Annotated in this window: 23 protein-coding genes and 1 other annotated feature; all 23 genes read right to left on the bottom strand. The window is 38.9% G+C overall.

The genetic code is table 11. The features are described 5' to 3' along the window. Positions 1-28: 28 nt before the first annotated feature. On the bottom strand, positions 29-2,809 hold the full coding sequence (gene ileS / locus J2S78_RS07300) for an isoleucine--tRNA ligase (protein ID WP_306897431.1): 2,781 nt from the start codon (positions 2,807-2,809) through the stop codon (positions 29-31). A 105-nt stretch (positions 2,810-2,914) separates the two neighbouring features. After that, positions 2,915-3,139 (bottom strand) — a binding site (T-box leader). 43 nt (positions 3,140-3,182) lie between these two features. Next, positions 3,183-3,710 carry a DivIVA domain-containing protein gene (locus J2S78_RS07295; protein ID WP_306897429.1) on the bottom strand — a complete coding sequence of 176 codons (528 nt, stop codon included), beginning with the start codon at positions 3,708-3,710 and terminating at the stop codon, positions 3,183-3,185. An 83-nt stretch (positions 3,711-3,793) separates the two neighbouring features. Next, positions 3,794-4,573 (bottom strand): YlmH family RNA-binding protein, encoded by a 780-nt coding sequence (locus J2S78_RS07290; protein WP_306897428.1) that lies wholly within the window; start codon positions 4,571-4,573, stop codon positions 3,794-3,796. 5 nt (positions 4,574-4,578) lie between these two features. Then, entirely contained in the window at positions 4,579-4,839 is a 261-nt protein-coding gene (locus tag J2S78_RS07285; RefSeq protein WP_306897425.1) for a YggT family protein, read from the bottom strand. Positions 4,840-4,858: 19 nt separating this feature from the next. Beyond that, positions 4,859-5,272: a cell division protein SepF gene (locus J2S78_RS07280; RefSeq protein WP_125558709.1), complete on the bottom strand. Its 414-nt coding sequence runs from the start codon at positions 5,270-5,272 to the stop codon at positions 4,859-4,861. A 39-nt stretch (positions 5,273-5,311) separates the two neighbouring features. Then, positions 5,312-5,995: a YggS family pyridoxal phosphate-dependent enzyme gene (locus J2S78_RS07275; RefSeq protein WP_306897423.1), complete on the bottom strand. Its 684-nt coding sequence runs from the start codon at positions 5,993-5,995 to the stop codon at positions 5,312-5,314. A 21-nt stretch (positions 5,996-6,016) separates the two neighbouring features. Next, a complete protein-coding gene (gene pgeF, locus J2S78_RS07270; protein WP_306897422.1) occupies positions 6,017-6,847 on the bottom strand; it encodes a peptidoglycan editing factor PgeF in 831 nt (276 codons plus the stop codon). Between the two features lie 104 nt (positions 6,848-6,951). Then, positions 6,952-7,197 (bottom strand): YlmC/YmxH family sporulation protein, encoded by a 246-nt coding sequence (locus J2S78_RS07265; protein WP_306897421.1) that lies wholly within the window; start codon positions 7,195-7,197, stop codon positions 6,952-6,954. Positions 7,198-7,313: 116 nt separating this feature from the next. Continuing rightward, a complete protein-coding gene (sigG, locus tag J2S78_RS07260) occupies positions 7,314-8,099 on the bottom strand; it encodes an RNA polymerase sporulation sigma factor SigG (RefSeq protein ID WP_125558701.1) in 786 nt (261 codons plus the stop codon). Between the two features lie 179 nt (positions 8,100-8,278). Then, a complete protein-coding gene (gene sigE / locus J2S78_RS07255; protein WP_306898746.1) occupies positions 8,279-8,977 on the bottom strand; it encodes an RNA polymerase sporulation sigma factor SigE in 699 nt (232 codons plus the stop codon). A gap of 38 nt (positions 8,978-9,015) precedes the next feature. Beyond that, positions 9,016-9,921 (bottom strand): sigma-E processing peptidase SpoIIGA, encoded by a 906-nt coding sequence (locus J2S78_RS07250; RefSeq protein ID WP_306897420.1) that lies wholly within the window; start codon positions 9,919-9,921, stop codon positions 9,016-9,018. 225 nt (positions 9,922-10,146) lie between these two features. Next, positions 10,147-11,307 carry a cell division protein FtsZ gene (gene ftsZ, locus J2S78_RS07245; protein ID WP_306897418.1) on the bottom strand — a complete coding sequence of 387 codons (1,161 nt, stop codon included), beginning with the start codon at positions 11,305-11,307 and terminating at the stop codon, positions 10,147-10,149. Positions 11,308-11,418: 111 nt separating this feature from the next. Next, positions 11,419-12,705: a cell division protein FtsA gene (ftsA, locus tag J2S78_RS07240; RefSeq protein WP_306897416.1), complete on the bottom strand. Its 1,287-nt coding sequence runs from the start codon at positions 12,703-12,705 to the stop codon at positions 11,419-11,421. 213 nt (positions 12,706-12,918) lie between these two features. Beyond that, positions 12,919-13,269, bottom strand: coding sequence for a small basic family protein (locus tag J2S78_RS07235; RefSeq protein WP_306897414.1), 351 nt, complete (start codon positions 13,267-13,269; stop codon positions 12,919-12,921). Continuing rightward, positions 13,269-13,961, bottom strand: coding sequence for a DUF881 domain-containing protein (locus tag J2S78_RS07230; protein WP_306897412.1), 693 nt, complete (start codon positions 13,959-13,961; stop codon positions 13,269-13,271). Before J2S78_RS07230 ends, J2S78_RS07235 begins: the two co-directional genes overlap by 1 nt. A gap of 1 nt (position 13,962) precedes the next feature. Then, positions 13,963-14,655, bottom strand: a complete 693-nt coding sequence (locus J2S78_RS07225) for a DUF881 domain-containing protein (protein WP_306897411.1) — start codon at positions 14,653-14,655, stop codon at positions 13,963-13,965. After that, a complete protein-coding gene (locus tag J2S78_RS07220; protein WP_306897410.1) occupies positions 14,642-15,430 on the bottom strand; it encodes a cell division protein FtsQ/DivIB in 789 nt (262 codons plus the stop codon). Before J2S78_RS07220 ends, J2S78_RS07225 begins: the two co-directional genes overlap by 14 nt. 25 nt (positions 15,431-15,455) lie before the next feature. Beyond that, positions 15,456-16,376, bottom strand: a complete 921-nt coding sequence (gene murB / locus J2S78_RS07215) for a UDP-N-acetylmuramate dehydrogenase (protein WP_306897409.1) — start codon at positions 16,374-16,376, stop codon at positions 15,456-15,458. Then, a complete protein-coding gene (gene murG / locus J2S78_RS07210) occupies positions 16,376-17,491 on the bottom strand; it encodes an undecaprenyldiphospho-muramoylpentapeptide beta-N-acetylglucosaminyltransferase (protein ID WP_306897407.1) in 1,116 nt (371 codons plus the stop codon). The genes murB and murG overlap by 1 nt, the downstream gene beginning before the upstream one ends. A 22-nt stretch (positions 17,492-17,513) precedes the next feature. Continuing rightward, positions 17,514-18,620 carry a stage V sporulation protein E gene (gene spoVE, locus J2S78_RS07205; RefSeq protein ID WP_306897405.1) on the bottom strand — a complete coding sequence of 369 codons (1,107 nt, stop codon included), beginning with the start codon at positions 18,618-18,620 and terminating at the stop codon, positions 17,514-17,516. Positions 18,621-18,695: 75 nt separating this feature from the next. Beyond that, on the bottom strand, positions 18,696-20,075 hold the full coding sequence (murD, locus tag J2S78_RS07200) for a UDP-N-acetylmuramoyl-L-alanine--D-glutamate ligase (protein WP_306897403.1): 1,380 nt from the start codon (positions 20,073-20,075) through the stop codon (positions 18,696-18,698). Next, positions 20,072-21,046 carry a phospho-N-acetylmuramoyl-pentapeptide-transferase gene (gene mraY / locus J2S78_RS07195; protein WP_306898745.1) on the bottom strand — a complete coding sequence of 325 codons (975 nt, stop codon included), beginning with the start codon at positions 21,044-21,046 and terminating at the stop codon, positions 20,072-20,074. The genes murD and mraY overlap by 4 nt, the downstream gene beginning before the upstream one ends. Before the next feature lie 16 nt (positions 21,047-21,062). Next, the gene (locus J2S78_RS07190) at positions 21,063-22,532 is read right to left on the bottom strand and encodes a UDP-N-acetylmuramoyl-L-alanyl-D-glutamate--2,6-diaminopimelate ligase (RefSeq protein ID WP_306897401.1); all 1,470 of its coding nucleotides are present in this window, start codon (positions 22,530-22,532) and stop codon (positions 21,063-21,065) included. Between the last annotated feature and the right edge of the window lie 30 nt (positions 22,533-22,562).

Below are 22,562 nucleotides of genomic sequence, written 5' to 3'. Positions count from 1 at the left end.
TTTTACGGACAAATTCCAATACTGCTCGTTATTCTGACACATCGACATGACTATAATGCTCATTCACAATGTCTGTACATTTTTTGCAAAGTCCAGGATGATTAACATCCGTTCCAATGTCTGTTCTAACAGTCCAACAACGCTCGCAAGTTTCCCCTTCTGCCGGTGACACTTCTACTGCTACGTGCTCATACTTTTCTGCTGTCGATGGTGCAGATTGTTTGTCGATTGAAAGTTCAGCTTTCGAAACTATAAATAACTGTTCTAATTGGTTTTCTTCGGACAAGTAATGTTTTACAGCTTCATCCGGATATATCGTGACCGCCGCAGTAAGTGATTTGCCAATTTCTTTTTTATTTCTAGCATTCTCTAGCGCCTTTAATACTTCATCGCGAACAACCATCAATGTGTCCCACTTTGAACGTAACGCTTCTTCTTGATCGACTTTCACAGGGTCGGGCATATCTGTCAGTTGAGGATTGTCCGCATTTGTTCCCGGTATAAATTCCCACACCTCATCGGCTGTGTGCGGAATGATTGGGGAAGCTAATTGTACGAGCGCAACTAATGTATCATACATAACCGTTTGAATGGCGCGACGACTTGAATCATCTGCTCCGTGAATATAAAGCGTGTCTTTTGCAATATCCATATAAAACGAGCTTAATTCAATCGTACAATAATTATGAAGTGCATGGTACACTTGCGCAAATTCATATTCATCATACCCTTTTTTCGTTTTCGCAATAAGATCATTTAACCTAATTATCATATACCTATCAAGTTCTGACAATTCTGTTGTTGAAACACGATGAACGGCTGGATCAAAGTCTTGAAGATTTCCTAATAGAAAACGAAACGTGTTTCTCATTTTTCGGTACACTTCTGCAACTTGCTTTAAAATGTCATCAGAAATACGAACATCTGCTTGATAATCAACAGACGCGACCCACATTCTTAAAATATCTGCCCCTAACTGCTTCATGACTTTATTTGGAACAACGACATTTCCTAATGATTTACTCATCTTACGACCATCGCCGTCTAAAGCAAAGCCGTGACTGATAATCATATCATATGGAGATTGACCGTTTGTCGCAACACTCGTTGAAAGAGACGAGTTAAACCAGCCCCGATATTGATCTGAACCTTCAAGATAAACGTCTGCGGGACGTTTTAATTCCTCTCGCTCTTCTAAAACAGCCTGATGGGAAGAACCACTGTCAAACCAAACATCCATGATATCCATTTCTCTAGTAAACTGTCCGTTTGGACTGTGTTCTGATGAGTATCCGTCTGGAAGTAGATCTTTGGTTTCCCATTCGAACCAGATATTTGAGCCGTGTTCTCGGAACAAGCTTGATACGTGCTGAATCGTTTCATCTGTAACAATCGCACTACCATCCTCTTCATAAAAAATTGGAATAGGAACGCCCCACGCACGTTGCCTCGAAATGCACCAGTCACCGCGGTCTCGGACCATATTGTGCAGACGTGTCTCCCCCCACTTAGGAAGCCAAGTCACACGGCGAACTGCATCTAACAGATCCTCTCGCACATCTTCAATGGAAGCGAACCATTGTGCGGTCGCGCGGAAAATAACTGGTTTTTTTGTACGCCAATCATGTGGGTAAGAATGCGTAATGAAAGTCAATTTCAATAATGCATCAAGTTCATCCAATTTTTCCGATATCGCCTTATTCGCGTTGTCATAAAACTCTCCTTCAAAACCTGGTGCTTCGTCTGTAAAATAGCCTTTATCATTAACCGGGCATAATGTTTTAAGACCATATTGTTGTCCAACAACATAGTCATCCTCTCCATGTCCAGGAGCTGTATGAACACAACCGGTACCCGCATCCGTTGTTACATGATTACCTAGAATCACAATCGAATCTCTACCATAGATTGGGTGAATAGCAGTCATATGCTCTAACTGTTTTCCTTTAAGCGTTTTTAGAACGGTTGGGTTTTCCCATTCTAACTCTGTTTGAAGCTCTTCCACCAGTTCCTCAGCAACGATATATTTTTCATCCCCAGCTTGAACAACCGCATATGTCAAATCTGGGTGTACTGTAATAGCTAGGTTAGCGGGGATGGTCCAAGGTGTTGTTGTCCAGATAATAAATTTCTCATCACCATCTAGTTCCTGTTTCCCATCCTTTAAATCAAAAGCTACATAAATGGAAGGGGATCGCTTGTCATGATATTCTATTTCTGCTTCAGCTAGTGCTGATTCCGAAGATGGGGACCAATAAACTGGTTTTTTCCCTTTATAAATATATCCGCGTTTTGCCATTTCTCCAAACACTTTAATCTGCTGGGCTTCATATTCATTTGTAAGCGTTACATAAGGATTATCCCAATCACCTCGAACACCGAGACGTTTAAATTGCTCACGTTGTTTATCTACTTGATCAAGAGCATATTCTTCACATGCTTTTCTAAATTCAGCAACAGACATTTTTTTCCGGTCTACTTTTTTATTTTTTGTTAAAGCCGTTTCAATTGGCAAACCATGGGTATCCCACCCAGGTACGTATGGGGCGTGGAAACCATTCATCGATTTATAACGAACGATAAAATCTTTTAAAATTTTGTTAAGAGCGTGCCCCATATGAATGTCGCCGTTAGCATAAGGCGGACCGTCATGCAATACAAACAAAGGACGCCCTTTTGTTCGTTCCTGAACTTTTTCATATATATTCTGATCCTCCCATTGTTGCTGTCGTTCTGGCTCACGATTGGGAAGGTTTCCTTTCATCGGAAATTTTGTTTTTGGCATTAATAGCGTTTCTTTATAATTCATAAAATATCCTCCTCTTCTATGTTTATAGCGCACTTTTACACAAGTATTTACCCTTATGAAGCTCGTGGTTCATTAGCGCAACCATAAAAAGACCTCCCCATCCCATAAAGGGACGAGAAGGTCTCGCGGTACCACCCTAATTGCATAACAAAATATCTTCATCTTGCTATCCACTCAAAAACATAACGGTTTTCACCGCCGAATACCTACTCTCGTTCAGTACCGGAACTCAAGGGTGATGTCCCATTTTTTTCGGTCGCCATGCTTCCACCCTCCATGACTCGCTTTGGACCAACACAAAAAAAGGTGCGTCCCTATCCTCGTTTAACTTCATTTTTATTTTGTTTTAAAAGTATAGAACAAAATGTCAGTTCTAGTCAACCGAATTCACATGACCAGCATAGGAACTTTGATCATTTTCTTCCTCATATTCAGATTCCGTATTTACGACTTCATCCCAATCATCGTTATGTAGCATCTCTAGTTGGGCTTCTATCAACATTTTGAAACGGGTACGATAAACAGAAGCTTGTTTTTTCAATTCTTCAATCTCAAGCTCAATCTTTCTAGATTTATTAAGGGCATCGTTAATAATTCGATCGGCGTTTTTTTCTGCTTCTTTAATGATTAACTGAGACTCTTTCTTAGCATTACGACGCACCTCTTCTGCAGACTCTTGCGCTACTAAAATCGATTTATTCAACGTTTCCTCAATATTAGAAAAATGTTCAAGCCGTTCTTCGAGTTCGTTTACTTTTGTAAACAGTTCATTTTTTTCTTGTACCACATTTTCGTAATCTTTTATAACTTGATCCAGAAATTCGTTCACTTCATCTTCATCATATCCTCGAAAACCTCTTGTAAATTCCTTATTATGAATATCTAATGGCGTTAAAGGCACACCGCCACACCTCCCGTTTATCATTATATCTCATATGGTCTTACTTGACATTTCGACATTCCTTGTTAAAATCCTGCTTTTATTTACGAATCTTTCTTTTTTCCATATTTTATTTTAAATCGTTCTTTTTTTGTTTGTCCCATCGTTTCCATCAATTTTCGACGTCCTTGTCCCCGTACAGAAACGTAATCACCAGGCTGAAGAGTAAATGCCGGCCGGTCTATCGTTCTCCAATTCACTTTTACTCTCCCTTTTTCTATATAGGGAAGAGCTTTGCTCCGTGATAAACGGTACATTTCTGCTATCATTTTGTCTAAGCGAAAAGATGGGGTGGTCGTATGTATTTCTTCCCAATCTTCTTGTACCGGAAGCATATTTTCCACTGAAATACGTTCCGTTTGTACTGTCGCTTTGCCGATTTGCTGTAAGTTCATTTCAATGTACAACGCAACCTCTTCAGCCACAACAAATTGAAATAAACCATTCCCCTTTAAAATATCGCCGTATTTGCCTCTTTTCAGTCCAAGACCAGTGAGAGATCCAAGCACATCAGGGTGTTCCAATGTGACAAACTTCACCGGATAGGTTACTTGAAACAAACTAAGGTCAAAATCTTCGTTAGAAACTTCTTCGTAAAAAGGATATAAAAGCGCTCGTTTTCTTTCGCATTCCGTACTTCCTCCCCAAAACGAAAGATACACGGTTTCATCTTTCCCTACAACGGATGAGAGAATGTCTTGCTCCCTTGGATCAAGAAAATCGGTCAATTTTCGTTCAAATTTTGTCTCTACTGTATCTTTCCATTCGAGTGCTTGCTCTACAAACGCATATTCCTCTTTTCTAAAATGTTCAAATACAGACATCTACATCAAACCATCGAAAATAACGCTTCAACGCCAAATCCGGCAAAACGTAAAGCTACAATAGCAATAATTGGGGAAATATCAATCATACCAAGGGATGGAACCATGCGTCTGAACGGTTCCAAATAAGGTTCCACTACCGAACCAATCATTTGACCAAATGAAGATTCGCGGGCATTGGGAAACCAAGACATTAAAATATAAATGATGATTAGATACGAATATATATCTAACCCAAATGCTAAAATTCTACCTATTTCTATCATAAAAGGCATTCTCCTTAACTCATTCTGATTCGTTTAATATTTCCGATATATCACCAGAAACCGCCACATTATCCGGGGTACATAGGAAATTGTTTGTGCCTATCTTTTGTATATCCCCGCCAATAGCATAAACAGTGCCACTTAAAAAATCAACGATTCTGCGTGCCTGATTTTGATCAATTCGCTGTAAATTTATAATGACCGATTTCCGGTTTTTTAAATGATCAGCGATGTCTTGAGCTTCCTCATACTGGCGCGGTTCCACTAACATCACTTTTGCAGATTGCTGGACACTTTGCAAACTGACAACGTTTTTACTTTTGTTTTCGTGGTTCTTATCCGTGTCATAACTATCATCGGTTTCTTCTATCTCTTGTTCCATAATATCATCTTCTAGTTCAAAAAAACGTTTAAATTTTGATTTGAAACTCATTCACTCCCCCTCCTTCTACTTTGAAAAATATATCTCTTGTTACTCCCGATTGCCAACCAACTGTGTACCAATACGTACAAACGTCGCTCCTTCTTCTACAGCAATGAAATAATCATTAGACATGCCCATCGATAGATGCTCACACGGTGCATGAAACATGTTTTTGTCACGTACCTCGTCACGTAAATATCGAAGTTTCTGAAAAAACGGACGTGTGTTTTCTGGATCTTCAACGAACGGTGCCATTGTCATTAATCCGACGACTTCAATAGCAGGATAATTTTTTAAAGAAACAACAAAATCGATAAGCTCTTCTTCAGACAAACCTTCCTTGGAATCTTCCCCGGATACATTTACTTGTACAAAACATTTGATTTTTTTTCCTTCTGGACAGCGTTTTTGCATTTCTTTGGCAAGAGAGAGCCTGTCCAACGAATGAAAATAATCATATTTATCGATGACGTGTTTCACTTTTTTTGACTGAAGCGTTCCTATAAAATGAAAGGCCGCTTGATTCTGGCATGCTTCCCATTTTTCAAGAGCTCCCTCCAGCCTATTTTCACCAATATGCGTAACTCCTGCTTCAATCGCTTCCAACGTTCTATTTGTTGAAACATATTTAGTTACTGCAATGATATTCACATCCGTCCGCTCCCGATTAGAGCGCTCACATGCTTGTTTCATTGTATGGTTTATTTGTGAAAGATTATCTGTTACGTCCACTTCTTCCGACCCCTTTCTCCATCACCTATCGTTGATACCGATAAATGCCATCATTCTTCCGGTTGTCCCGTTACTTTGTCGATGGGAAAAAAATGTCTCTGGTTCTGAATATGTACAATGACTACTCTTGAAAATGTTCGACAAAGGGACCCCGGCACTATTTAACAATATACGATTCATTTCTTTGACATCAAGCAACCAATGATTAGGTCTAGACTTCGTCCAAGGGGGGTTATTTTCTTCAGGGAGTACTTGTTCCATTTGTTCGATTACATGTCCATCTACTTCATACACTTCCTCAGAAATAGAGGGCCCAATCGCAACATAAATTCCTTCAGAATTTATTCCTTCTTTTTCTATCCATTCTGTTACTAGAGCTCCTCCAATATTCAATGACGTTCCCTTCCAGCCTGCATGTGCAACACCGACATATTCTTGTTTTGGTGCGAAAAAAATCAGAGGCACACAATCAGCGTAAAAACTAACTAATAATACACCTTTTTCTGATGTGTACATTCCGTCAAAGTTACCTACTGATTCCTCTCGTTTCCAAGCTCCTTTGCCTTTATCCTGGTTACTGACTTTAACGATATCAGCTTTATGAACCTGCTCAGCTGCTACCCAGTCACTTAACGGAAAGCCAATGGCTTTTGCAACACGTTCCCTGTTCGCCAATACCGCATCCGATTCATCACCAACATGAAAGGCCATATTCAACGTATCGTATGGTGCGTTTCCTATGCCGTTCAGACGCGTTGTCATTCCAGCAGTTACGTGCACATTCTCCCCAAATGGAGCTTCTTTCAGTAAGAAATGACTTTCTTCTTGTCGAAGAAACGGATCGTTTTTCATCTTATCTCTTCCTTCATTATACGTATCATTTTATTCATTGTTTATATTTTAACATAATTCTTCTCACTGCCATAGAAAAGTTCCAAACGTTGTCTAGTTTTGCCTCATTCAGGGTCCGGTTCATACAAATTAACAAGAATAACGTCAGAACCAATTTTAACAATATGAGTCCAAGGCACAATAAATTCACTTTCCTTATTGAAAAATGTCATCATTTTTGTAGAACCACCTACAACAATAGCTTCTACGTATCCGGTTTCTACATTGATATCCACATCACCCACGTGCCCAAGTCGTTTACCAGTATGCATGTTAACAATATCCTTTGTCTGTAACTCTGAGATTCTCATAACTCATATCTCCTTTAGTATAAAAATAAACGTATTCTATACTATGTAGGAAAATCGCGCTTCATTTCTTCATAATAAAAAAACCTTCATCCAATGTAGATGAAGGTCTTACCTGTTTACATATTGGAGAAGCGATTCATTTGTGAAATGGCTGCTTTTTCGAGTCTTGAAACTTGCGCTTGTGATATGCCAATTTCTTCAGCGACTTCCATTTGCGTCTTTCCTTGAAAAAAACGCATATCCAAAATTATTTTTTCCCGTCCATTCAATTGAACCATCGCTTCTTTTAAAGCAAGGTGTTCTGTCCATTTTTGATCTTGTTCTTTATCATCGCTAATTTGATCCATCACATAAATCGGATCACCACCATCATTATAAATCGGTTCAAATAAGGAGACTGGATCTTGAATCGCATCAAGCGCAAATACGACATCTTCTTTTGGCATTCCTAACTTTGAAGCAATTTCTTGAACGGTAGGTTCTTTTTCTCTAGCCCGCTCTTCCATTAATTGATCTCGAACTTGCAACGCTTTATAAGCGGTATCGCGAAGTGACCTGGACACACGTATCGGATTATTGTCGCGAAGATAACGTCGTACTTCACCAATAATCATCGGTACAGCATACGTCGAAAAACGAACATTTTGACCTAAATCAAAATTATCGATTGACTTCATTAATCCGATGCAGCCAACTTGAAATAAATCATCCATATGTTCTCCACGATTATTAAAACGTTGAATAACGCTTAACACAAGGCGTAGATTTCCATTCACTAATTCTTCACGTGCTGATTCATCTCCTGCTTGCAATTTTCTAAATAACTCTCTCATTTCTTTATTTTTAAGAACAGGAAGCTTAGATGTATCCACACCACAAATTTCTACCTTGCTTCGAGCCAAAGTTAGTCCCCCCAAGTCATGATGTAAGAAATGATATAAGCGCTTTTCTCACATTTCTTTATTCTTGTATGTTCATGTTCAGTATGTCCGTCAAGGGAAAAAATATGCAGAAGCATTAAGTGACTCAGCGTTAAAAAAAGAGCTGTCTTTTTTAGACAGCCCTCAACAAAGGGAAGAAATTATACCATTTTATTAAATTCTTTTCGCAGCCGTTTTATGATTCTTTTTTCAAGTCGGGAAATATATGATTGGGAAATCCCCAATAAATCCGCTACATCTTTTTGTGTTTTTTCTTTGTTTCCAGCTAGACCAAATCGCATTTCCATAATTTGTTTTTCTCTCGGATTTAATACTTCTAATGACCGTCTAAGCAGCCTTCTATCTACTTTATCTTCAATCCCTTTTGTTATTATATTTTCTTCTGTCCCGAGTATGTCCGATAGCAATAATTCATTACCATCCCAATCAATATTTAATGGTTCATCAAACGATATTTCAGAGCGTAATTTATTTGTCCGCCGAAGATGCATTAAAATCTCATTTTCAATACAACGTGATGCATAGGTGGCGAGCTTAATTTTTTTCTCCGGATTAAATGTGTTCACCGCTTTAATAAGACCAATCGTGCCAATACTTATTAAGTCTTCAATATTAATTCCCGTATTTTCAAATTTCCGTGCAATATACACAACTAATCTTAAGTTTCTTTCAATTAAAACAGACCTGGCATTCTCATCATCGCTAGGTAGCAAACTGATAAAATGAGCTTCCTCTTCCTTTGACAATGGGGGCGGCAATGCTTCACTTCCACCAATGTAATATAGTTCGTCCGGTTTTATACCAATTTTTTTTAAAAATTTAATCCACAGCATTGTCATTTTGACCTTACGCAACTTAAAAAACCTCCTACATCAAATTAGGCGTTGTCATGTTTGGACGTTGACAAAGCATCGGCAGGGAAGATCATTTGAAAGTCTCCCTTACTAGATAAAACATTGGCTTCAAGTCCAATTAATACTGAATCCACTCTTTCAGGTTTTCCTTCTTCTTCAATTAAAAGATAGTCCGGTTTTAAGGTGAACATCATTTTCATGTCTTGCCCGGCTGTACGAAAAGGTACAAGACTCCATCTGCCTTTCCATTGTTTCATATGTTCTAATTCTTCTACTCGTTGTGAACGAATCATATGTCTCCATTGTTCCAGCTCTTTTTTGGACAATTGGTCCTTTAAAAGATTTATCTCCATAACCATAACTGGAAATCGAGTGATAGGATCTTTTAATTGATTACCGGTGTCCACTAATGCGTTTCCCTCCCATTCTGTGTCTCCAAGTACAGCGGTAATGTTTACTATCTTTGAAAACTGCTGTCGTCTCGTTTTCATAAAATGGGCTATACCTTGGAAAATTACCCAAATTAGTAATATTGCTAATACAATAATTGGAAACGAGAACCGGGTATACATAATAGATGAAATATCTGTCATAAAGCCTTGCCGTTCTACTGCAGAAAAACGCATTGTTTCTAAACCAATCATCGTACCAGCAGCGAGAAAACTAACGATATAAAACATGAATAGTTGCTGCAAGAACACGGATAAGGAGACATAACCAAACCCAATAAATACTAACAGAATAGAAAGGAATACCTTGCCAATCGGGTGAACAAGTAGGAACTCCCATGGCGTAAGTACTATAAAAATACTGCACGATCCAATCAGCGACACGATTAATAACCGTTTTTTAGATAAAAATCTTTTCGTCAAACGAGCAGTACCCGCAAATAAAACAATATGGATGACAACATTTAATCCCCACAGCAAATCGAGATAATAAATAACTATCCCCTTCTTTCATCCAATCATATGGAGAAAGTATTACTTATTATATAGGGAATCTATTTCAATGTCTGTCAGTTCATGACAGACATTTCCTCTTATTTTTAGAGTTTTTGTCACTTTCTTGCTTACAACTTGGTGGAAAAAATGTATGTTATATAAAAAAACGGCCGTACACCTATATTATGGATGTACGACCGTATTTCTTTATTATTTTCTTCTACGTCTGTTTCGCAAAAAGGTTGGAATATCAAGAGTATCGCCTTCATCTTCCTCTGGCGAATCTTTTATTGGTTCTTGTTGCTCTTCTGTAGAACGTTCCTGCTGTGCTTGGTTCATGCGTGGAGCTTGTTGCTGAGAAGAAGCCCTTCTTTGTTGGGAATTGGAGCGATCAGCGCTTTGCTGTTTTTTATCTTCTGCATCTTCAAACCCTGTAGCAATAACAGTAACAACTATTTCATCACTTAAATTTTCATTAATTACAGAACCGAAAATCATGTTTACATCATGATCAGATGCATCTGATACAATCTCAGCTGCTTCATGCACTTCGAACAAACTCAAATTGGTGCCGCCGGTTATATTCATTAAAACGCCTTGGGCTCCGTTTACAGATGTTTCAAGCAATGGACTAGAAATAGATTTCTTAGCTGCCTCTGCTGCTCTATTTTCCCCTGTAGCAATACCAATGCCCATCAGTGCAGACCCTTTTTCACTCATAATTGTCTTGACGTCTGCAAAATCCAGATTTATCAATCCAGGTACAGCAATTAAATCAGAAATACCTTGTACACCTTGTCTTAATACATTATCTGCCTCTCGAAATGCTTCAAGCATCGGTGTATTCTTATCTACAATTTCAAGTAGACGATCATTCGGTATAACAATAAGTGTGTCTACCTTTTCTTTTAGTGCTCCAATACCAGTTGAAGCTTGTGTCGAACGTTTTTTTCCTTCAAACATAAACGGACGAGTAACCACTCCTACTGTTAAAGCGCCAATTTCACTAGCCACTTCAGCAATAACAGGGGCTGCACCTGTACCAGTACCGCCTCCCATACCAGCTGTAATAAATACCATATCTGCACCAGTCAGTGCTTCTTCTATTTGTTCTTTACTTTCTTCCGCTGCTTTTTTTCCAATTTCGGGGTTTGCACCTGCTCCCAAACCACGGGTTAATTTACCACCTAGCTGTAATTTCGTTTCTGCCTGTGATAATTGTAGTGCTTGAGCATCAGTATTAACCGCTATAAATTCCACTCCTTGGAGACCGTTCTCTATCATGCGGTTTACCGCATTAGAACCACCGCCCCCAACACCTATTACTTTAATCTGCGCCAGTTGTTCCATATCCATTTCAAATTCCAACATTCAAGGTCCTCCTAATTCGTCAAATCTGTCATCAACCTTGTGCATAAAAAATCAGTAGAACTTGACCATATTTTTTCAAGGTCAAATCATTATTATTTTAGCTTTTTTACTTTATTCAAAGAATACTTTAAAGAAATTTTTCACTTTGCTCGTTACCCCTGGATCATTTGGATTTTTATCCTTCTTTGGTGTTTGTTCGGATGCTACTTTATGTTCCGGAGCCGGCGATTTATTCGAAGATAATGAAGCGGCTGTTTCTTTTCCTTGAATTTTAACATTTTGATGTGCAAATTCAATCAGCCCAATACCAGTTGTGTATAAAGGTTCTCTAACACCTATATAATCCGGAACAGCCATCCGTACACTTAATCGTAAAACATCCCTAGCAAGCTCTAGTGTACCAGGAATCATAATAGTACCACCCGTCAACACATATCCGCCAGGTAAATCCGAATAACCAAGCTTGTACACTTCATCATCTACTAATTCTAATATTTCTTCCAACCTAGGTTCAATGACATGAGAAATTTCATATTGAGAATACTCTTCTAACGCTTCATTACCGATAGTTTCCATCTCAAAAGTCACTTCATCAGAAGCATCATCGATAAATGCATGACCGTGTTCTTTCTTTATACGTTCAGCTTCTTCAGTAGTGGTTCGTAGACCGACAGAAATATCATTAGTTACATGATCTCCACCTATATTCAACACCGACATTGTCTGCATTCTTCCGTTTTGAAAAACAGAAATGGTTGTTGAACCGCCTCCGATATCAATTAAAGCAACGCCTAGTGCTTTTTCGTCTTTAGAAACGGCAACCGAGCCAGCGGCAAGAGGTTGCAGACAAATATCCGCTACACCAAGTCCCGCCTTTTCTACACATCGAAGTAAATTATGTATGGCTGTTTTTGCTCCGGTTATGATTGTACCTTCCATTTCTAAACGTACACCAAGCATGCCACGTGGATCACTAATCCCATCTAAACCATCGACAATGAATTGAGCAGGAATAACGTCAATAATTTCCCTTTCTGGAGGAATAGATAAAACTTGAGCAGCATCCATCACCCGTTCTATATCTTCATTTCTAATTTCTCTATCTGGACTCGATACAGCAACAACACCACTGCACGTCTGCATATCAATATGGTTACCATTGACACCCACTACCACTTGTTCTATATCTAAGCCTACCATACGTTCAGCTTCATCAACCGCTCTTTTTATGGATGTAACTGTTTCATCAATATCTACAATAGCGCCTTTTTTAAGTCCAGTAGACGGGGCATTACCTACACCAATAACCTTTAAGGAGCCTCCGGACATTTCCCCGACAATCACCCGAACGCCGGACGTACCGATATCAAGGCTGACGTAAGTATCTTCGTTGTTCATGTATTGGCACCTCCCGTTGTATGTCTTAACTGTATTTATTACATGATTGCTACTGAATTTATTCCTTTCCCCCATCTTACCACGCGTATCGATGGTTCGTGTGAAAAAAACAGTAAAAAATATTTACGTTTATCTTGCAATGTTATTACACTTCTACATAATAGTCGCTAAATCCTTCTACATTAGCTATTTTTCATTTAAATTCAAAGATTTTTATTTCTCTTTTTTAATCTTATAATAATTTAATAGTTGCCGACGTAAAACAGCAATATTATGAAATAGCCGCACTCCAAATGCAAAAACAGGCGCTAAATATAAGTCTACACCAAGTTGTTGACCTAGAAAAGCTAAACCTAAAGCAAAAACAAGATTACATATTAAACCTGTGATAAATAAAGAGTTAGAAAATTTGTCTTCAAAACTTGCTTTCACCGCTCCTAATAAAGCATCCACCATTATTAAAATGAGCAATACTAAATAAACAGTATAAGCTGTCGGTATTTGCACACCGGTTAACAACCCTATAATAATCCCTGCTAAGAGACCCATAACCGGTAGCCACATTATCTCTCCTCCTCCAAGACTTCCATGTATCGCACCCGTCTCACCTCATCAAAAGCCGGAATTTTTATATTATCTTCTACTTGTACCTCAAGCTCCATATTTTCAAAAGAAAAGTAATCCATTGACTCAGAAACGATTAATTCATTTTGTAGCTTATCAGTTTCTTCTGCCATAACCTTCATTTGAACGGGTAAATCAGGAAGCCTTTTTCCATTTACGTGAGTAACTCCCCCTATATCGCGAAAAGCTGTTGTTTCTAAAATTCGCTCTCCTTCAATAGATAATTCCTCTGCTCCAAATTGATTTAATTCATTAACGAGTTGACGTAATAGCTGAGGGCGTATCGATTGATTAGAGACATCATCTGATGCCGAAATCGTTATTTTCACACCCTCCCCTTCTTTTTCAGTCAGCCCGGCCTTTTCTTCTAAGTTTTCCACGGCTTGTTTCATAGCAAATTCGGTACTATTTTTTTGTTCTCTGTTATATTCTTCTATTAGATTTTCATTCTCTCTTATGCGTGCATATAATTCTTGTCTTCGCTCTTGTTCATCACGGATTGTCTGTCTAAGTTCAAGTGTATCACGATTTTCCGTTGAATTTATAGACGATGCGTCTGGAACTTGGGCAATAGCCAAATATCCTCCACATACAGCAATGAGAAGAAAAAGTACTTTCCATATGTTGGGCATATTAATCACTTTCCCCTCCCAAAGCCTGCATGGTTACTTGGGTTTCTGTTTGGATACGAACTTCAATGTTTTCATTAACTAGGCTATCTTGAACACCACCATTTAATTTTAAAGACGTTTCTAATTGTTCGGAATCGCCAATAGCTTTTACCACAAACGGTGCCGTTGAAGTGTTATTATCAATTTTTATTACTGGTCCCATACATTGAATGAAGGTATCTTTAGATATTCGGTAGCCGTTAACAGAAATAGCTTCTGCTCCTGCTAACAACAATTCATCAATCACTTGTTGAATGTGACGTTCATGAACAATGTAATCATTTGGGTTTCCTTCTTCCGGTACAAATGTGTGATCATTAAGAGTTACTTCAATGCCTGGTCCCGCTACACCAACCTCACCAGTGAGCATACGAAGTTTTTCCAAATCTTCTACTAGGTTAAAAGAGGATTCTTCATTTTGCGCCAAAGTTTCTTCCATTTCCCTTACCTGTGTTTGTAGAGAGCGCCACTCTTCTTCTAATTCATAATTTTTCTCTTGTTCTTCTAAGACAGTATTTCTTAATTGATCTTCTTCAAAATAATTTGGTTCCTTTTCCTGTGGGACTTGATCTGCTGCTGTTTTATACGAAAGCGTCAATAAAAATCCAATAATCACAAGTAAACCGGTCAACCAACGGATGTTATTCTTCCTCACCGTTCTCCTCCTTTTCGCCCGTTATTTCTTCTTCGGTCGATTCAAAGTAAGGACTCATTTTCATATGTAAAATTCCGTCCGCATCCTCATCCACTTCTCTTGCAACAGATGGATAAGATGACATATGAGAAGCAAAATTATTAATTAAACTAGATACCGTAATTCCATCGTTCATATATAAACGCAGTTCACCTTCATCTTCATCTGTCGGGGCATACACTATTTCCGATATTCTATTTAATACGCCCTCCCCTAACTGTGTCAGTTCTTCTGTTAACATTTCAAGCTTGTCCTCATTACTAAAATTTCTTAATATGGGGGCGTCAGCTGGAAGTTCTTGTTCGACGTCATCTCTTAAAATCGTACCATTTTGTAATACAGGTGAATAGCCGCTATCCATCTCTATGTATGCCAAACGATTGTATTCGTTAACCTTAATAAGCACAGTTGACGGTAGAGAACGGTCTACAGATACACTATCAATTTGGTCCATTTCCGTTACGTTCCGCTCTGCACCACTTAAGTCAGCATTCCAAATATTAACTCCTTTTTCTATCCCGCTTTGGTTTACTAACTTGTCTGCATCTACATGAACCATTCCTTCCACCTGTATATTTCTTACATCACTTAAAGGAGATTGGAAATATACGACAACTAATATAAGGATAAAAAAGATGGAAAGGTACGTGATTAACCGTCTATTCGTTCTTTTTTTTCGTTTTTCTTTTATACCTGGGATACGGTCGTCAATGGTCACTACCTTCTTGTCTGCCATCTTTTTTAACCTCCAATTCTACCTTTTATAATATTTGCTTGCGCTCTACAATTTCCACTTCTGTATACATCTCTACATTATACAGTTGATATATTGTTTTTTTTACATGTTCAATAATTGTTAGAACATCAGCTGCTTTGGCCTGATCAACGTTTACAATAAAGTTAGCGTGCTGTTCGGAAATTTGAGCACCTCCATGGCGATACCCTTTCAAACCAGCTTTTTCAATCAGTGCCCCGGCATGATTAGGAAGGGGATTTCGAAACACGCTGCCGGCACACGGATAATTCCAAGGTTGCGTTTCACGACGATATTGTTTGTATTCTTTCATTTCATGGGTAACCTTTTCTTTATCCCCTGCCTGCAATTGGAGTATTGCTTCTACACAAATTCCTTTTTCCTTTTGTAGACGTGATGTCCGATATGAAAAATTCATATCTTCATTATTAATCCATACCAACCTGCCATCCGGAAAGAGAACACGTGCCTGAACAAGAATATGTGACATGTCAGATCCATGCGCTCCAGCATTCATAAAAACTGCGCCTCCAACCGTACCAGGAATACCACCAGCGAACTCCAAGCCAGACATGCCTTCCTTACTCATAATGGTTGCAAGTTTTATGAATGATAATCCGCCTCCAACACGAATAGTAGAGTCATTTTTTTCAAGGTGGCCAATGTTTTGACCAAGTTTAATGACAACGCCTTCTATTCCCTCATCGTCAACCAATAAATTAGAACCCCTTCCAATAACTCTCCAGGACAGGTCATAAGAGTTAATGATGTCCATTGCTTTTGAAAGAGCATCTACCCCATCCGGTTCTATGAAAACATCAGCCGGTCCTCCAATTTTCCAAGTAGTGTGTTTAGAAAGTGGTTCATTTTCTACTACCTTTCCGACTTTTGCTTCCTGTAAATCGCTAATTAATTGTTTCGTCTTCATTATTCACCCTCCTTTTCATTATCGGGCTTCATCAAATTTTCCATTAATCGGTAAATGTCTTCTGCCGCATGAGGCGTAGCCAACGTTAAAGCTGCTTTATGCATAGCTTCCCATTTTGAATCATCGAAAAGAATGCTATCTGTATCGTGAACAAGTGTATCAGCATTCCAGTCATCTTCTGTTCGCAATAGTGCTGCGCCTTTGTCACTTAACGATTTCGCATTTTTTTCCTGATGATTATTAGTGACATAAGGACTTGGAATAAGAATAGACGGAAGACCTAATGCTGTAATTTCCGCGAGCGTCGTCGCTCCTGCTCTTGAAATTAATAGATCAGCATAAGATAATACAGCAGGCATATTATGAATAAAAGGTTGAATAACAACATTTTCTGGGTTTCCAGCTTTCTTCACTTCTTCTATTACGTTTTCATAGTGAACGGAACCAGTCACGTATAAAAATTGCCACTCTTTATCGGAAACAGTTGGGAGAGCTTCAAGAAACGCTGCATTAATGGGACGAGCTCCACGGCTGCCTCCAACAATTAAGATAGTTTTCTTATACTCATCGAGACCAAGTTCTTTTAGTGGGCTAGGAGGTGTTATGTTAGTCACCTCTGAGGCTCTTGGATTCCCCGTGTAAATTACTTTTTCAGACGGAAAAAATGAGGCTGATTCTTCAAAAGATACAGCTACTTTATCGACATATCGACTCAAAAACTTATTTGTCAATCCTGGGACACTGTTTTGTTCATGTATAATTGATGGAATCCCTAATTTAGAGGCGGCATACACAACCGGGCCAGCTACGTAACCACCTGTACCAACAACAATATCAGCCCCGAAATCCTTCATCATTTGTTTTGCTTTTGCCGTGCCACGTACAAAACGCCATACCGTCCGCAGGTTTTTCCAAGTTAATTTTCGTTGAAAACCACTTATCGCAATTGTCTGAAAAGGAATATCGGCACGCGGTACAATATCGCTTTCTAAGCCTCGATTTGTGCCGATATATAAAAATTCACTTTTTGGTTCTAATCTTTTTATCTCTTTGACCAAGGCAAGCGCCGGGTATATATGCCCCCCTGTTCCGCCGCCTGTGACAACTACTTTCATAATACCCTCCTGTTAACTACTGTTAATGATACTCTGTTCGGTGTCTTGTAATATTTAGTAGAACTCCGGCTGCTGCCAATAGAAGAGTTAAAGAAGACCCTCCATAGCTTAAAAAAGGTAAAGTAATCCCTGTTACTGGAAAAAGACCAGTTACCACTCCGATATTAATAAGCACTTGCAGGAAAATCACGCCACATATACCTGTTGCTAGTAATGCGCCGTACATATCAGGGGCAGTCATTGCAGTGGTTACTCCTCTCCATAGCAGCACACCAAATAGTACAAGTACAAAACCAGCTCCTAAAAATCCGAACTCTTCAGCAATAATTGCAAAAATAAAATCCGTTTGTGGCTCTGGTAAATAATAAAACTTTTGTCTGCTATCCCCAAAACCTAAGCCGAATAATCCTCCCGGTCCTACCGCATAAAGAGACTGGATAATTTGAAAACCAGCTCCGAGTGGATCTGACCATGGATCAATAAATGATGTAATACGTTGTATTCTATATGGTGCTGATAAAATCAATCCCACAAATCCAGCAGTACCTAGACCTCCTAATAAAAAAAAGTGTTTAATTCTAGCACCAGCTACAAATAACAATACAAAGCATGCTCCTGCCATCACCGTCCCTGTTCCTAAATCAGGCTGTAGCATTATCAAGGCGAATGCTAAAAAGATAAGAAGAAGAACTGGGAGCATTCCTCTTTTAAATTCTGGTATTCGTTTTTGATGGCGTACTAAGTATTGCGATAAAAAAATAATCATACCAAGTTTCATAAATTCAGCGGGTTGTATTGAAAAAGCACCTGCGCCAATCCAACTTCTCGCTCCACCTCTTACCATACCGACACCAGGGATGAGAACAAGAATCAAAAAGAAAAAACAGACAATTAAAATAACAAAAGACCACCGTTTCCAAAACCAATAGTCTATACGTGCTATTGCAATCATTGCGGCCAGACCGGCACCTGCAAATATCAGTTGTCTTTTTAAGAAGTAAAACGCATCATTGTGAACATACTCCCCTAATGCAGAACTAGCGCTATAAACCATAAACATTCCAACTGTTAACAAGCATAATAGAGAAACTAATAACAGTTTATCAAACGGCCGTGTCGCATTTTCCATTTCGCCCACCTCTTTTTACATACATTGAAAGTTCTTTTTACAATGTATGCCATAGAAAGGTGAACATGCTTAGCGTCACCCTGATAGGTCTGATTTCACTTCCAATTTTATTTTTTCAACAGCCTGTAAAAACGCTGCCCCTCGTTCTTCAAATGTTTTGAATTGATCCCAGCTTGCACATGCAGGGGACAATAATAGTACATCATCCTGTTCTGTAAAAAAATACGCATGATGAACAGCTTCGTCTAACGTGTTTGTCTTTTTTATTTTTGTAATACCAGCACTTTTTCCAGCCTGCTCTAATTTATCTTTTGTTTCTCCATAAAACACAGCCGCTTTCACATTTTTTAAAGATGGTATTAAGTCATCAAATTCGTTTCCCCTGTCCAATCCACCAGCTAATAAAACAACAGGGTTAGTGAAGGCTTCAATTGCTTTTTGGGTAGACAAAATATTCGTCGCTTTAGAGTCATTATATACTTTTCTACCATTTAGTGAACCAACAAATTGCAAACGATGTTCTATTCCATTGAAATCCATGAGCACCTTTCGTATTTCTGATTTATTAGCCCCATGAATAATAGCAGCAGCAATAGCTGCCAACATATTTTCTTGATTATGTTTGCCTGGTAGGGCTGCCTCTTCCACTGTTATAATTTCTTCACCGCGAAAATATAGTACATCGTCTTTCACATAAGCACCATCAGTAATGTGACCATGAACCGAGAAGGGAATTAACGATGCAAAAGACTGGTGCGCAAGTTTGGTCACTACAGGATCTTCCGCATTATAAATGGCCGAATCTCCCTTTTTCATGTTTTCGAAAATTTTCCCTTTCGAGTATTCATAATCCGCCCTTCCTCCATGGTAGTCAAGATGGGCATCAAAAATATTTAATAACACAGACGTTCGAGGATGAAATTCTTCGGTTCCTTTTAGTTGGAAACTTGACACTTCCGTTACCATCACGTCACCTTTTTTGGTGTTTTCTGCAACTTCACATGCGACATTACCTATATTTCCAGCCAAGTGTGAAGGTACACCCGATTTTTGCAGCATTTCGTAAATAAGTGTGGTTGTTGTAGTCTTACCATTGGAGCCGGTAATTGCCAAAATATCCCCTTCTCCTATAATGTCAGCCAACTCTATTTCTGTTACAACAGGCAGTTTTTTTTCTACTGCGATTTTGACGATTGGGTTATCATAGCGGATACCAGGATTTTTGACAATATAATCAAGAGAGTCATCTACTAAATGAAGAGGGTGACCTCCTGATACAAGTTTTATGTTCAATCGACGGAGCTCCTCTTCTTCAACACTGCCTTTAAGATTTTTAGCTTCGTTCACCGTTACATTGGCTCCTAGTTGTTTAAGAGTTTTTGCGGCCGCCAACCCACTTTTTGCAAGCCCTAATACTAATATATTTTTTTGAAAAAACCATCGTTTATCCTTCATACCCACACCTCAATATAAATTCCAAGTACAGCGCAAACCGCTGCGGCTACCCAAAAAGTCACAACAACCCGCCATTCCGACCAACCCGAAAGTTCAAAGTGGTGATGAATCGGACTCATTTTAAATATTCGAGTTCCCTTTAATTTGAAAGAAAGTACTTGTAAGATAACCGACACAGTTTCTAATACAAACACCGCACCAATAATAATCAGCAACAATTCTAGTTTTGTAATAATAGCTAATGCCGCAAGCCCTCCTCCTAGAGCAAGGGATCCCGTATCACCCATAAATACTTTAGCAGGGTGTGCATTAAAAACTAAAAATCCAAGAACAGCTCCGGCTGTAGTCGCTGCAAAAACTGCAGCATTTCCCATTTCAACATTCCAAGCAAGTACTGCAAATGCCCCAAAAGCAATCGCTCCTGTACCAGCAAGCAGTCCATCTAATCCATCTGTTAAGTTGACCGCGTTGGACGAACCGACAAGCATTACGATAGTAAGCAATAAATAGAACCAATCAAAATCAATCGACATGGTCGTTCCGGGTACTGCCACGTCGGTACTGAATTGACTATCGTTTAATACAAGGAAAAAAATCAACGCAATAATCAATTGTCCAGCAAGTTTTTGTTTCGAAGTTAATCCTAAATTTCGTTTCTTTGTTATTTTGATAAAATCATCGAGAAAGCCGAGAAAACCAAATCCAATAGTTACCAGAAGTAACAAAAAGGTTTCTGTGCTCCACTCTAGCACAAACCCTTGAATAATTAGGGTTGTGAAAAGAATAGAGAGAAGAACCATTACTCCTCCCATTGTGGGAGTTCCTCCTTTTTTCATATGGGATTTAGGCCCCTCTTCTCTAATACTCTGGCCAAACTTCAGTCTTTTTAGAACTGGAATACTAATTGGTGATATGATGACTGTCAAAATAAATGCAGTAACTAGTGCAATAAATATAATGGAGACCACGATTTTGCTTCCTCCTTCCTTATTTTTTTAGTTCTTTAATAGCGTTGTATGCTTTAGCTCGATCATCGAATTCAATAACTTGACTTCCTATTATTTGATACGTTTCATGTCCTTTACCTGCAATTAAGACAATATCATTTGCCTTTGCTTGTTTCACCGCTGAACGAATGGCCTGATCACGATCGAGTTCAACGTTATAGGACTCAGCTTCTGAAATACCTTCTGTCATCTGATTCAATATTTGTTGAGGGTCTTCATTACGAGGGTTATCTGAAGTGAAAATCGCATGGGTGCTGTATTCCAAAGCAACACGGGCCATTTTCGGGCGTTTTGCTTTATCTCTATCTCCTCCACAGCCAACGACAACATAGATATCACCTTCAGCCATCTCTTGTATGGTTCGCAAGACATTTTCCAAACTATCAGCCGTATGAGCATAATCAACAACTACTGCAAACGACTGTCCAGCATCTACTGGTTCAAATCTACCCCGTACTCCCGTCACCCTCTCTAAGGCAGAAACGATGGTATTCAATTCTAACCCTTCTGCTAAACAAGCAGCCGCAGCAGCAAGTGCATTATAAACACTAAATCGACCGACAAGCGACAAGCGTAAAGTTCGGACCCCCCACGGAGTAACTAATTCGAAAAAACTCCCTCCCGGTGTCATTTTCATTTTCCTTGCATGAATATCATTGTGTTGGCTCATCCCATATGTAAGAACCGGAACGGAGGTCATTCTCTTATAATCAGTGGAAGCTGGATCGTCCCCATTTAACACCGCTGTTTTAACTGGCCCATCATACGTATTCCCCAATTGCGCAAATAAGAGCCCCTTTGCCTGTTTATAAGCATCCATGGTGCCATGATAATCTAAATGCTCTGGTGTGAGATTTGTAAAGACAGCAGTATTAAAAGCGCATCCCCTAACTCTGCCAAGGTCAAGTGCATGCGAGGATACTTCCATAACACACGTGTCAACTTCTTCTGCGACCATATCAGAAAATAATTGTTGTAACGGTAATGATTCTGGTGTTGTATTCACTGTTTCTGATTCAATTTCTCCAATTTTTGTGTACATTGTTCCAATTAAACCTGTTTTTTTATCGTTTTCTTTTAGAATGGCATCAATGAGATGACTGGTAGTTGTTTTTCCATTCGTTCCCGTTACTCCAATTAATCGAAAAGAGCGAGTTGGATGATTATAAAACACATTAGCTATCACTGCCATAGCACGTTTTGTGTCTTCAACAATAACTTGTGGAATAGAAACATCAAGCCGCTCTTCTGTAACAATCGCAGCTGCTCCAGAACTCTCGGCACCAATAGCATAATCGTGACCATCTACGGTGTAACCTCTAATACAAAAAAACAATCCCCCCGTTTCAACAGAGCGGGAGTCCATATGCAAAGACGTTATAGTTGGATTAATAGGTTCTATACTTTCTGTAATAAAAAGGTGACTTGTTAAATCATTTAATTTTTTCATTATAACTTCTCTCCTGATACGTGATTAATA

The sequence above is a fragment of the Salibacterium salarium genome (assembly GCF_030813635.1).
In the GTDB taxonomy this organism is placed as follows: domain Bacteria; phylum Bacillota; class Bacilli; order Bacillales; family Marinococcaceae; genus Salibacterium; species Salibacterium salarium.
The sequence above is the reverse complement of the archived record's forward strand: the minus strand, read 5'-3'. Positions and strand labels throughout refer to the sequence as shown.

What these genes read in the sequence shown, in the direction of transcription:
- J2S78_RS07290 (WP_306897428.1), bottom strand. Translation starts at nt 4,573, where the DNA reads ATGTCTGTATTTGAACATTTTAGAAAAGAGGAATATGCGTTTGTAGAG.
- J2S78_RS07280 (WP_125558709.1), bottom strand. Translation starts at nt 5,272, where the DNA reads ATGAGTTTCAAATCAAAATTTAAACGTTTTTTTGAACTAGAAGATGAT.
- pgeF (WP_306897422.1), bottom strand. Translation starts at nt 6,847, where the DNA reads ATGAAAAACGATCCGTTTCTTCGACAAGAAGAAAGTCATTTCTTACTG.
- sigE (WP_306898746.1), bottom strand. Translation starts at nt 8,977, where the DNA reads ATGACAATGCTGTGGATTAAATTTTTAAAAAAAATTGGTATAAAACCG.
- murB (WP_306897409.1), bottom strand. Translation starts at nt 16,376, where the DNA reads ATGAAGACGAAACAATTAATTAGCGATTTACAGGAAGCAAAAGTCGGA.
- spoVE (WP_306897405.1), bottom strand. Translation starts at nt 18,620, where the DNA reads ATGGAAAATGCGACACGGCCGTTTGATAAACTGTTATTAGTTTCTCTA.
- ftsA (WP_306897416.1), bottom strand. Translation starts at nt 12,705, where the DNA reads ATGAACAACGAAGATACTTACGTCAGCCTTGATATCGGTACGTCCGGC.
- J2S78_RS07220 (WP_306897410.1), bottom strand. Translation starts at nt 15,430, where the DNA reads ATGGCAGACAAGAAGGTAGTGACCATTGACGACCGTATCCCAGGTATA.
- murG (WP_306897407.1), bottom strand. Translation starts at nt 17,491, where the DNA reads ATGAAAGTAGTTGTCACAGGCGGCGGAACAGGGGGGCATATATACCCG.
- J2S78_RS07230 (WP_306897412.1), bottom strand. Translation starts at nt 13,961, where the DNA reads ATGCCCAACATATGGAAAGTACTTTTTCTTCTCATTGCTGTATGTGGA.
- J2S78_RS07235 (WP_306897414.1), bottom strand. Translation starts at nt 13,269, where the DNA reads ATGTGGCTACCGGTTATGGGTCTCTTAGCAGGGATTATTATAGGGTTG.
- J2S78_RS07190 (WP_306897401.1), bottom strand. Translation starts at nt 22,532, where the DNA reads ATGAAAAAATTAAATGATTTAACAAGTCACCTTTTTATTACAGAAAGT.
- ileS (WP_306897431.1), bottom strand. Translation starts at nt 2,809, where the DNA reads ATGAATTATAAAGAAACGCTATTAATGCCAAAAACAAAATTTCCGATG.
- J2S78_RS07285 (WP_306897425.1), bottom strand. Translation starts at nt 4,839, where the DNA reads ATGATAGAAATAGGTAGAATTTTAGCATTTGGGTTAGATATATATTCG.
- murD (WP_306897403.1), bottom strand. Translation starts at nt 20,075, where the DNA reads ATGAAGGATAAACGATGGTTTTTTCAAAAAAATATATTAGTATTAGGG.
- J2S78_RS07265 (WP_306897421.1), bottom strand. Translation starts at nt 7,197, where the DNA reads ATGAGAATCTCAGAGTTACAGACAAAGGATATTGTTAACATGCATACT.
- ftsZ (WP_306897418.1), bottom strand. Translation starts at nt 11,307, where the DNA reads ATGTTGGAATTTGAAATGGATATGGAACAACTGGCGCAGATTAAAGTA.